The 11,421-nt window shown below is 70.2% G+C and carries 11 protein-coding genes and 1 pseudogene; 8 read left to right on the plus strand and 4 right to left on the minus strand.

Features of this window, described 5'->3' with window-relative positions; all coding sequences use genetic code 11:
• The 7 genes and pseudogenes from ACXAID_RS24150 to rfbA form a co-directional block, all read left to right on the plus strand.
• Positions 1-503, plus strand: a pseudogene (locus ACXAID_RS24150) (hypothetical protein); the annotation flags it as partial.
• A gap of 96 nt (positions 504-599) precedes the next feature.
• Positions 600-1,940, plus strand: a complete 1,341-nt coding sequence (locus ACXAID_RS24155) for a UDP-glucose dehydrogenase family protein (protein WP_475024715.1) — start codon at positions 600-602, stop codon at positions 1,938-1,940.
• 9 nt (positions 1,941-1,949) lie between these two features.
• Positions 1,950-2,273 (plus strand): DUF1330 domain-containing protein, encoded by a 324-nt coding sequence (locus ACXAID_RS24160; protein ID WP_475024716.1) that lies wholly within the window; start codon positions 1,950-1,952, stop codon positions 2,271-2,273.
• Positions 2,273-3,616 carry a cytochrome P450 gene (locus tag ACXAID_RS24165; RefSeq protein ID WP_475024717.1) on the plus strand — a complete coding sequence of 448 codons (1,344 nt, stop codon included), beginning with the start codon at positions 2,273-2,275 and terminating at the stop codon, positions 3,614-3,616. The genes ACXAID_RS24160 and ACXAID_RS24165 overlap by 1 nt, the downstream gene beginning before the upstream one ends.
• Position 3,617: 1 nt before the next feature.
• Entirely contained in the window at positions 3,618-4,364 is a 747-nt protein-coding gene (locus ACXAID_RS24170) for a maleylpyruvate isomerase family mycothiol-dependent enzyme (protein ID WP_475024718.1), read from the plus strand.
• 47 nt (positions 4,365-4,411) lie between these two features.
• Entirely contained in the window at positions 4,412-4,780 is a 369-nt protein-coding gene (locus ACXAID_RS24175; RefSeq protein WP_475024719.1) for a nuclear transport factor 2 family protein, read from the plus strand.
• Entirely contained in the window at positions 4,780-5,643 is an 864-nt protein-coding gene (gene rfbA / locus ACXAID_RS24180) for a glucose-1-phosphate thymidylyltransferase RfbA (RefSeq protein WP_475024720.1), read from the plus strand. Before ACXAID_RS24175 ends, rfbA begins: the two co-directional genes overlap by 1 nt.
• Here rfbA and ACXAID_RS24185 read toward each other — a convergent pair.
• Positions 5,597-6,220, minus strand: a complete 624-nt coding sequence (locus tag ACXAID_RS24185) for a TetR family transcriptional regulator (protein WP_475024721.1) — start codon at positions 6,218-6,220, stop codon at positions 5,597-5,599. The two genes, rfbA and ACXAID_RS24185, sit on opposite strands and share 47 nt — an antisense overlap.
• A 115-nt stretch (positions 6,221-6,335) precedes the next feature.
• On the opposite strand from ACXAID_RS24185, the gene ACXAID_RS24190 reads away from it, so the two are divergent.
• Positions 6,336-7,805 (plus strand): MFS transporter, encoded by a 1,470-nt coding sequence (locus ACXAID_RS24190; RefSeq protein ID WP_475024722.1) that lies wholly within the window; start codon positions 6,336-6,338, stop codon positions 7,803-7,805.
• Between the two features lie 25 nt (positions 7,806-7,830).
• Here ACXAID_RS24190 and ACXAID_RS24195 read toward each other — a convergent pair whose 3' ends face one another.
• The 3 genes from ACXAID_RS24195 to ACXAID_RS24205 form a co-directional block, all read right to left on the minus strand.
• On the minus strand, positions 7,831-9,075 hold the full coding sequence (locus tag ACXAID_RS24195) for a YibE/F family protein (protein ID WP_475024723.1): 1,245 nt from the start codon (positions 9,073-9,075) through the stop codon (positions 7,831-7,833).
• A gap of 134 nt (positions 9,076-9,209) precedes the next feature.
• Positions 9,210-10,502, minus strand: coding sequence for a pyridoxal phosphate-dependent aminotransferase (locus ACXAID_RS24200; protein ID WP_475024724.1), 1,293 nt, complete (start codon positions 10,500-10,502; stop codon positions 9,210-9,212).
• 17 nt (positions 10,503-10,519) lie between these two features.
• Positions 10,520-11,221 carry a hypothetical protein gene (locus tag ACXAID_RS24205; protein WP_475024725.1) on the minus strand — a complete coding sequence of 234 codons (702 nt, stop codon included), beginning with the start codon at positions 11,219-11,221 and terminating at the stop codon, positions 10,520-10,522.
• Positions 11,222-11,421: the final 200 nt, after the last annotated feature.

The raw sequence follows: 11,421 nt of genomic DNA on the forward strand, positions 1-11,421 counted from the left end.
CACCGGTGGTCGCGCCGCCGGTCATCGTGCCTCCGCCGGTGATCGTGCAGCCGCGCTGGCCCGACTGGCGGCGGGGCGCCCCCGACTGGTGGCCCGACCAGCCCGAGGCCGCACCCGACGGCGACCAGGGCCAGGACGGCGACCAGGACCAGGGCAACGACGGGGGCCAGGACAACGACGGGGACTCCGAGCTGCCGACCCGCACGGTCGAGCCGACCCGCACCCAGACCTCGGCCCCGCAGCCCACCCGCACCCAGACCCAGGCTCCGCAGCCGACCCGGACGCAGACCCAGGCGCCGCAGGTTCCCACCGTGCCGCCGGTGCCCGGGATGGGATCCAGCGGCTCCGGCAGCGGCTCGGGCAGCAGCCGCGCGGGCAGCTCCAGCAGCGGCTCGGGCGGCAGCAGCCGCGGGTCCGGGGACTCGGGATCCTCCCGCGGCGGCTCCGGCCGCATGCCCGGCGACCTCAACGGCGACGGCTGTTTCCTGGTCTTCTGTCGATAGGGCGCACCCCCGCACCGCCGGGTGGTCACCCGCTGTTGGTCTGGCGCTCAGTGTCGCGTAGCGACCCGCTCATCGCGGCTGCCTATTGAAGGCGATATGCGATGCAGTGTGTTCGGGACGGGATACCTCGGTGCCACCCACGCCGTCGGGATGGCCGAACTCGGCCACGAGGTGATCGGCGTCGACGTCGACCCCGGCAAGATCGCCAAGCTCTCCGGTGGTGAGGTGCCGTTCTACGAGCCGGGCCTGCGGGAGATGTTGGCGCGCAACGTCGCCGCCGGACGGCTGCGGTTCACCACCGACTACGCCGAGGCCGCCGCGTTCGCCGACGTGCACTTCCTCGGCGTCGGCACCCCACAGAAGAAGGGTGAGTACGGCGCCGACCTGCGCCACGTCTACGCCGTGATCGACGCGCTGGTGCCGCAACTGCGCCGCGACGCCGTGATCGTGGGCAAGTCCACCGTGCCGGTGGGCACCGCCGCAGAACTCGGCGCCCGCGCCCGGGAGCTGGCCCCGGCCGGGCTCACCGTCGAGGTGGCGTGGAACCCGGAGTTCCTGCGTGAGGGACTCGCCGTGCAGGACACCCTGCACCCGGACCGCATCGTGCTGGGCGTGCAACCTGACTCCACCCTCGCCGAAGCCGCCGCACGTGAGCTCTACGCCCCGATCCTCGCCGACGGTGTGCCGTTCCTGCTGACCGATCTGCAGACCGCCGAACTGGTCAAGGTGTCCGCCAACGCCTTTCTGGCCACGAAGATCTCGTTCATCAACGCGATCTCGGAGGTGTGCGAGGCCGTCGACGCCGACGTCACCCTGCTCGCCGACGCGCTGGGCTACGACGCCCGCATCGGCCGGCGATTCCTCAACGCCGGCCTCGGATTCGGCGGCGGCTGCCTGCCCAAGGACATCCGCGCCTTCATGGCCCGCGCCGGCGAACTCGGCGCCAACCACGCGCTGACGTTCCTGCGGGAGGTCGACAGCATCAACATGCGCCGGCGTACCCGGATGGTCGAGCTCACCACCAGGGCGTGCGGCGGGTCGCTGCTCGGCGCCAACATCGCGGTGCTCGGCGCGGCGTTCAAGCCCGAATCCGACGACGTCCGGGATTCACCGGCGCTCAACGTCGCCGGAATGCTCCAGCTCAACGGCGGCACCGTCAACGTCTACGACCCCAAGGCGATGGACAACTCCCGCACCGTGTTTCCCACCCTGAACTACTCGACGTCGGTGCTGGAGGCCTGCGAACGCGCCGACGCCGTGCTGGTGCTCACCGAATGGGCCGAGTTCGTCGACCTCGATCCCGGCGCGCTGGCCGGCACCGTACGGGCCAAAGCCGTTGTCGACGGGCGCAACTGCCTCGACACGGCGCGGTGGCTGCAGGCGGGCTGGCGGGTCTACGCGCTGGGACGGTCCATCGGGGCGCCAGTCACGGCGTAGCGTCGCGGCATGACCGTCTATGCGCTGAACCTCTTCGACGTCGCCGACCGCGACGAGTACCTGGCCTATTCCAAGCGGTCCCCGGCCGAGGTCGCCAAGCACGGCGGCCGGGTCGTCGCGCTGGGCCGCTTCCGCGAGTCGGTCACCGGCGACATCGCCCCGCGCACCGCGCTCATCCTGGTCGAGTGGGACTCCAAGGACGCGTTCGACAGCTACTGCAACGACCCCGACCTGGCCGATCTGCACGCCCACCGGGAGAACGGATCGTCGTCCTACATCTGGCATCTGTTCGACCGCTTGGACGATCTGCGACCGCTGCTTAAGCTCGAGTGATGGCAGCCGATCGTCTTCGACAGCGAATCCGCTGGCTGGCCCTGCACGGCGTGATCCGCGGGCTGTCCAAGTTCGGCGCACGGCGCGGCGGCGACCCGCAGGCCAGGCTGATCGCCGACCCGCAGGTGCGCGCCGACCCCGCCGGGTTCGCCGACGAACTACGCGTCCGCGGGCCCGTGGTGCGCTGCCGGGCGGTGCTGATGACCGCCGACCACCAGGTGTCCAACGAGCTGCTGCGCTCCGACGATTTCCGGGTGTCCGCGCTGGGTGCGGGCCTGCCCGCCCCGCTGCGCTGGATCAATGAGAAGACCCACCCGGGGCTGCTGCACCCGATCGAGCCGCCCTCGCTGCTGTCGATCGAGCCGCCCGACCACACCCGCTGCCGCAAACTCGTGTCCTCGGTGTTCACCACCCGGGCGGTCACCGCGCTGCGGGACCGGGTCCAGCAGACCGCCGACCAGCTCCTCGACGACCTGGAAGCCGAATCGTCGCGCGGGGAGGTTGTCGACATCGTCGAGCGTTACTGCTCCCAGCTGCCCGTCGCGGTGATCAGCGACATCCTCGGGGTGCCGGAAAGCGACCGCCGGCACATCCTGCGATTCGGCGAGCTCGGTGCGCCCAGCCTCGACATCGGGCTGTCCTGGCGGCAGTTCACCGAGGTGCACGAAGGCCTGGTGGGCTTCAACACCTGGCTGACCGGCCACCTGGAGCGGCTGCGTGCCGACCCCGGCGACGACTTGATGAGCCAGCTGATCCAGGCCAGCCAGGCCTCCGATGAAGCGGCCCGCCTCTCCGAACGCGAACTGCAGGCCACCGCCGGTCTGGTGCTGGCCGCCGGCTTCGAGACCACGGTCAACCTGCTGGGCAACGGCATCCGGATGCTGCTGGACACCCCCGAGCACCTGGACACGCTGGCCGCCCGGCCGGAGCTGTGGCCCAACGCCGTCGAGGAGATCCTGCGGCTGGACTCACCGGTGCAGATGAGCGCGCGCTTCGCCCGCGGGGACGTCGAGATCGCCGGAACGCCTATCCAGCGGGGCGAACTGGTGGTCATCTACCTGGCCGGCGCCAACCGGGACCCGAAGGTGTTCGACGATCCGCACCGCTTCAACATCGAGCGCGACAACGCCGGAAAGCACCTGTCGTTCTCCGGAGGTCGGCACTTCTGCCTCGGTGCGGCGCTGGCCCGGGTCGAGGGAGAGGTGGGCCTGCGGACGTTCTTCGACAGATATCCGCACGCCCGGCTGGCCGGGCAGGGCAGTCGCCGCGACACCCGGGTGTTGCGCGGGTGGTCAACATTGCCGATCAGCCTTGGGACAGCGCGCGCCGCGATAGGTTCGTGACGTGGACTTCCGGGCAGCACTGCTCGAGCAGACACGGGCATTCGGCGATCTGGTCAGATCGGCAGATCCCGACACGCCCGTGCCGACCTGCGGTGACTGGACACTGGGCAAGTTGTTCCGGCACGTCGGCCGCGGCAACCGGTGGGCCGCCCAGATCATCAGCGAGCGCCGCAGCCAGCCGCTCGATCCGCGTGACGTGCCAGACGGCCGTCCCCCCGACGACCCGGACGCCGCCGACCAGTGGCTCAACCGCGGCGCCGAGCTCGTCATCGACGCTGTCGACCACGTCGGCCCCGAAACGCGGGTCTGGACCTTCCTCGGCCCGCGCCCCGCGGGCTGGTGGATCCGGCGGCGCCTGCACGAGGCGACCGTGCACCGTGCCGACGCGGCGCTCGCGCTGGGCGTCGACTACCAGCTGTCGGCCGAGCTGTCCGGCGACGCGTTGAGCGAATGGATCGAGCGCAGCTGCGTCGACCGGCGCCACCCACCCACGCTGGCCCGGGGCCAGTCCATCCACCTGCACGCCACCGAGGAGAAGCTGGGCCCGACGGGGGAGTGGACCATCGTCCACGACGAAGACGGCATCTGGTGGTCGCACAGCCACAGCAAGGGCAGTGTGGCGGTGCGCGGCCCGGTCACCGAACTGCTGCTGGCGATGGTGCGCCGCAAGTCGGCCGCCGAGGCCGGCCTCGACGTGTTCGGCGACGCCGCGGTCTGGCAGGGCTGGCTGGACAGCACACCGTACTGAGCGGCCTTTCGCCGGGCTGGGCGGCTGAACGCCTATGCTTCGCGAACATGACCACTTCCGAGATGGCCACCGTTCTTGCCTGGCACGACGCCCTCAACGCGGGCGATGTGGACACCCTGCTGTCGCTGTCCAGCGACGACATCGAGGTCGGTGACGCCCACGGCGCGGCCCAGGGGCACGCCGCGCTGCGGGACTGGGCCGAGAAGTTCGACTTCAGGATCGAACCCGGCCGGTTGTTCATCCACGACGGCGTCGTCGTCGTCGAGCAGCGCATCGTGTCGGTCACCGGCGAGTCCGGGCCGGGCGCCAGCGCGTTCCGGGTGGTGAACGACCACGTCACCTCCGTCTTCCGGCACGACGATCTGGAATCCGCCCTGGCCGCCACCGAGCTGACCGACGACGACCTTGTGAGCTGATGCGCGGCATCATCCTGGCCGGTGGGTCGGGAACCCGGCTGTACCCGATCACCCTCGGGACCAGCAAGCAACTGCTCCCGGTCTACGACAAGCCGATGATCTACTACCCGCTGTCGACGCTGATGATGGCCGGTATCCGCGACATCCAGGTGATCACCACGGCCCAGGACGCCCCGGCGTTCCAGCGGCTGCTCGGTGACGGGTCGGGCTTCGGCGTCAACCTCAGTTACGCGGTGCAGGCCCGGCCCGAAGGTCTGGCCCAGGCATTCGTCCTGTCCGCCTCCCACATCGGCACCGACTCGGTGGCACTGGTGTTGGGGGACAACATCTTCTACGGGCCGGGTCTGGGGACCGGGCTGCAGCGGTTCCAGAACGTGCGCGGGGGCGCGATCTTCGCCTACTGGGTGGCCAATCCGTCCGCCTACGGTGTCGTCGACTTCGCCGCCGACGGGACCGCGTTGTCGCTGGAGGAGAAACCCGCCGCCCCAGCTTCGCACTACGCAGTGCCGGGGCTGTACTTCTACGACAACGACGTCGTCGAGATCGCCCGCGGTCTGACGAAGTCCGCACGCGGCGAGTACGAGATCACCGAGGTCAACCAGGCCTATCTCGACCAGGGCCGGCTGTCGGTCGAGGTGCTCGCCCGGGGCACCGCGTGGCTGGACACCGGGACGTTCGATTCGCTGCTCGACGCCAGCGACTTCGTGCGCACCATCGAGCGCAGGCAGGGTCTGAAGATCGGCGTGCCCGAGGAAGTGGCCTGGCGGGTCGGCTTCATCGACGACGACGAGTTGGAGACCCGCGCCCACACCCTGCTCAAATCCGGCTACGGGCACTACCTGCTTGAACTGCTGAAGCGGTGACGGCGCTCGCGTCGGCGATCTGGTGGAAGACGTCGTCGAGAGCGCCGGCCAGTGAGGTGTTCTCGTCCTCGGCCCAGCGCCGCCACGCCAGGTCCATGACCGCCAGGGCCGCGACCACGACCGGCCGTGCGATGTCGGGACGTCCGGTCCGCTGGGCCAGCGCCGCGGTCAGGGCGTCTTCGTGGGCCAGCCGGCGCTGCACCAGCCGGGTGCGCAGGGAGGGCGTGGAGTTGATCATCCGCAGCCGGGAGCGTCGCGGTGCCGGGTCGTCGTCGACGTGGGCCAGCGCCCGGGCGAACGTGCGATGCAGCAGCTGCCAGGGATTCTCCCGGTCACCGGCGGGCAGTGCCGCCAGCACCGCGCCGTAGTCGATCGACGAGGCCTCGATGGCGGCGATGACGGCGTCTTCCTTCGAGCCGAAGTAGCGGAAGAACGTCGCGCGGGAGATTCCGGTCGCGCGGGCGGCTTCCTCGACGGTGACCTGGTCGAAGCCGCGTTCGGCGAAGACCTCGCTCAACGCCGCGGCGATCTCGGCGCGGAACGCGTTTCGCGCCTTCTCGCGCACACCGGCGGTCATGGTCATGAGGCTACCGCACCTCTGAGCCGGCGTATCCAGACTGATATCGTGACTCGACTCTGATACTGGATCTCAGCTCACAGTACGCAGCGTTTCCGTACGGCGGGGAGGGAGGATGTCGGCGGCAATGGCTCTCGCCGGTCTGTCACACGACGCCGCCGCGTCGACGACGCCCCCGGCCCGGCCGAACCGGGTGGTGGCGGCGCTGGCCTTCGCAGGTCTCGGCGCAGCGTTCACCCATACGATCCTCATCCCGATCCAGGCCGAGCTGCCCCGCCTGCTCGACACCTCCAGCAGCAACACCGCCTGGGTCATCACCATCACGTTGTTGGTCGCCGCCATCGGCACCCCGATCTCCGGCAGGTTCGGCGACATGTACGGCAAGCGCCGGGTGGTGATGGTGCTGCTCGGCGTGCTGATCACGGGCTCGGTGGTGTGTGCGCTGTCGCCGACTGTGCACACGCTGATCGTCGGCCGCGGACTGCAGGGCCTGGGGATGGGCGTCATCCCGCTGGGCGTTTCGATCCTGCGCGACGTGCTGCCCGCCGACCGGCTGGGTTCGGCGATCGCACTGGTCAGCGCGACGCTCGGGGTCGGCGGCGCACTGGGCCTGCCGCTCAGCGCGTTCGTCACCGAGCACTTCGAGTGGCAGATGCTGTTCGTGCTGGCAGCCGGGATCGGAGCCGCCGCGCTCGCGCTGGTCGTCTGGGCGGTACCGGAGAGCCCGGTGCGCACCGGCGGCCGCGTCGACGTGGTCGGCATCATCGGTCTGGGCACCGGGCTGTCGGCGGTGCTGCTGGCCGTCTCGCGCGGCAACGACTGGGGCTGGACCTCGCCGCACACGCTGGGCCTGCTGACCGGCGGCGCGCTGGTGCTGCTGCTGTGGGGCTGGCTCGAGCTCAGGATCGCCCAGCCGCTCGTCGATCTCCGGGTCAGTGCCCGCGGATCGGTGCTGTTGACCAACCTGGCCTCCATCGTGATGGGTTTCGCGTTGTTCTCCGCCCAGGTCGCGTTCCCGCAACTTCTCGAACTACCCACCGCCGTAGGCGGTCTCGGCTTGCCGCTGTTGCAGGCCAGCCTGATGCTCATGCCGTCGGGGCTGGCCATGCTCACCATGTCGCCGGTGGCCGGCCGGCTGCAACGACGGTGGGGGCCCAAACCGTTGCTGGTCGCCGGTGCGGGCGTGCTGGCCGTCGGCTACACCACCGCGGTGTCGGTCGACCTGACGCAGTGGCACATCCTCGCCATCAACGTGCTGATCGGGATCGGCATCGGGTTGGGGTACGCCGCCATGCCCGCGCTGATCATGCGGTCGGTCCCGGCGTCGGAGACCGGTGCGGCCAACGGGCTCAACACGCTGATGCGGGCCCTGGGCACCGCCACCGCTGCAGCCGTCATCGCCGCGGTTCTCGCACGCTCCCCGGAAGTCGTCGACGGTGTCGCGGTGCCCAGCGCAGACAGCTTCCACACGGCGTTCCTGTTCGGGTTGGGCGCCGCGGTTTTGTGCACCGTGCTGGCCGCCTGTATCCCGCAGCCCCGTGAACCGGCGGGCGACACCGAACCGCCGTCCGACGACAGTCACTGACGGAGTGCTCAGGCCGCGGTGATTCTCACCGCTCGGGACGTACGGAGGTGGTGGTGGCCAGCACGGCGGCGATGCCGGTGGTCAGCGGCACCGACAGGGCCAGCGCGATGCCGCCGACCGCCGAGCGGGCGATCTCGATCGCCACGCTCTCACTGGTCAGCACGTCGCCCAGGGAGCGGTTGGCGACGCTGAACAACAGCAGCAGCGGCAGTGCGCTGCCGGCGTAGGCCAGCACCAGGGTGTAGACGGTGCTGGCGATGTGATCGCGTCCCACCCGCATCGCGCCGACGAACACGCCGCGGCGGTCGGCGCCGTCGCCGAGGGCGGCCAGTTCGAACACCGCCGACGCCTGGGTGACGGTGACGTCGTTGAGCACGCCCAGCGAGCCGATGATGAACCCGGCCAGCAGCAGCCCGGTGATCGACACGTTGCCCATGTAGGCCGCCACCTGGTTGTTCTGGTCCTCGGACAGCCCGGTCAGCCGCGCCGACTCGATGGCGGCCCAGGACAATGCGGCGGCCAGCAACAGTGAGACCAGGGTGCCGAGCAGGGCCGCGCTGGTGCGCAGGCTGACCCCGTGGGCCAGGTAGATCACCGCGTAGAGGATCGCGGCCGAGGCCACCAGCGCGACGGGAACCGCGGGCGCCCCGTCGCGCAGCGCCGGCAGCAGGAACACCACCAGCACGCCGAACGCCACCACGATGCCGATCAGCGCCCGCAGACCGCGCCACCGGGCCACCGCGACCACGACCACGGCGAACACCGCGGCCAGCGCGATCAGCGGCCACGTCCGCTCGTAGTCGTAGAAGGCATAGCTGGTGGTGCCGGTCTCGTCGACCTGCCGGCTGATCCGGATGTCGTCGCCGGGGGCCAGGCGTGGCTGACCGGGACCGCCGCCGAACTCCAGCAGGGTCGAGGCGCCCTGATTGGGCCCGGATTCGATCGCGACCAGGGTGTGCACGCACGTCGCGCCGGTGCCCGCGGGGGCGGGGCGGGGATCGGAGGTGAGCACCCCGCCTGCCGACGGGCTGCCGCACGGGGCGGCACCGCTGGACAGCACCCGCCCGGACTCGGTGGTGACCGCTCCGCCGGCGGCGTTCTGGAACGGCAGCGGGATGTCGGCCTTCTGCCCGCTGGGCCACAGCAGTGCCGCACCCGCCAGCACGGCGACTCCGATGGCCACCAACAGAGCGACGACCAGCTTGGCGGCCAGCGGGCCGACCGGCGACGGGCCGCTCAGCGAGTGGGAGTGAGAGTGCGAGTGCGCCACCTCGACAGGTTAGTTGCCGCCGTCGGTGGACCGGAGGGCCTGCACCCGACGCCGAGCGTGACGATGGCTTCACGTTCGGCGCCGACCGTGACGATGGCTTCACGCTCGCCGCGGCGACGGGCCGCGGTGAGTGGCTACTGGCGGTAGCTGACCAGGAAGTTGCCCAGCCGCTCGATGGCGTTGGCCAGGTCGCGGGACCAGGGCAGGGTCACGATGCGCAGGTGATCCGGTGTGGGCCAGTTGAACCCGGTGCCCTGGGTGACCAGGATCTTCTCCTGCAACAGCAGATCGAGCACCAGCTGCTCGTCGTCGACGACGTCGTAGACCTCGGGATCCAGCCGCGGGAAGGCATACAGCGCGCCCTCGGGCTTCACGCACGACACCCCGGGGATCTCGTTGAGCTTCTCCCACGCGACATCGCGCTGCTCGAGCAGCCGGCCGCCCGGCAGCACCAGGTCCTCGATGCTCTGGTGTCCACCGAGGGCGACCTGAATGGCGTGCTGGGCGGGGACATTCGGGCACAACCGCATGTTGGCCAGCAGGCTGATGCCCTCGATGAAGCTGGTGGCGTTCTCCTTGGGCCCGGTGATCACCAGCCAGCCGGAGCGGTAGCCGGCCACCCGGTAGGCCTTGGACAGCCCGTTGAACGTCAGCGTCAGCACGTCGGGGGCCACCGAGGCCAGCGCGATGTGCTCGGCGTCGTCGTAGAGGATCTTGTCGTAGATCTCGTCGGCCAGCAGCATCAGATCGTGCTTGCGGGCCAGCTCGGCGATCTGGTCGAGGACTTCCCGGCTGTACACCGCCCCGGTGGGGTTGTTCGGGTTGATCACCACGATCGCCTTGGTCCGGTCGGTGATCTTGGATTCCAGATCGGCGATGTCGGGCTGCCAGCCCTGCGTCTCGTCACACAGGTAGTGCACCGGGGTGCCGCCGGCCAGCGACGTCGACGCCGTCCACAGCGGGTAGTCCGGCGCCGGGATGAGCACCTGGTCACCGTTGTCGAGCAGCGCCTGCAGCGTCATCGTGATCAGCTCGGACACCCCGTTGCCGAGGTAGACGTCGTCGATGTCGAAGCGGGGGAACCCCTCGACGAGCTCATAGCGGGTGAACACCGCGCGGCGCGCGCTGACGATGCCCTTGGAGTCGGAGTAACCCTGCGCGTAGGGCAGTGCCTGGATGATGTCGCGCATGATGACATCCGGGGCCTCGAAGCCGAACGGTGCCGGGTTGCCGATGTTGAGCTTGAGGATGCGGTGCCCCTCGGCCTCCAGCCGCGACGCGTGTTCGTGTACCGGGCCGCGGATCTCGTAGAGGACGTCCTGCAGCTTGCTCGACTGCGAGAACACACGCTGGCGCGAGTGCTGGCTGCTCGCCTGCCACGGTGCCGGATGGGTAGTCACGTCGACAATTCTCCCACGGTTGTCCAACCGATTTTCCCGCGCAGCTATCGGTAGGACACCGACAGGTTGGTGTACTCGACCCACGCGTCCTGGAAATCCTGCGGGCTCAGCACCGTCTCCAGGTGTGCCCCGACCGGCCGGAACAGGCTGGGATCGAGCAGCGCCAGGGCCGTCGACTGGTCCCAGAACATCGTGCGCCCGCCGTAGCCGGCCTCTTCCCAGGTGTCGACGGCCCACGGGCCAGGATCGTCGAGCATGATCTGTGCGACGGTGTTGGGCAGCCCGGCGGGCCCCAGCGCCCGCGCCATCGCCAGGGTGGGGCCGTAGACGGTTCCGGCGCATCCGGCCCGGTTCGGTGTGGTGTCGCATTCGCTGCGGGGAACGTCGACGAAGTCGTGGTCGAACTGCGGAAGCTGCTGGTGGAAGACCATCTCGCAGGACGGGTGATCGTAGAGGCAGTTGAACGACTCGCCCGCTTCCAGTTCGGGGTCGCCCTCCAGCGGCCGGCCGGTGATGACCACCCGGCCGATCTTGGTCCGGATCGCCGGACTGTAGTTCGCGAACGAGGAGAAGGCTCCCAGCAGCAGCACGTCCACCCGGTCGCATCCGGCGACGGCATCGGCCACCAGCGCGACGTAGTCGGCAGGCGCCGGGCCGGGCGGTGCCGCGCCGGCCGGGCTTCCGGTGGCCAGCGCCGTCGCGGCGAGCACCGCGACCATCAGAGCCGGCCACGGTGATCTGTACACCGCTAGATTCTGGGCGCGGCGGCTACCTCTTGCCCGGCCGACGGGCACCCTTGGCGATGCCCAGGCCCTTCACCGGCGGCTCGTCGCCGACGATCCGGGCCTCACCGTTGCCCGAATCACCGGCCGGTGAGGCCGGCTCGGGCTCGGCGCCGGTGTCGGCGGCCTCGGGTTCCGGCTCGGGTTCTGCGGCAGCTGCGGGC

Source organism: Mycobacterium sp. ABE4_509, assembly GCF_056160785.1.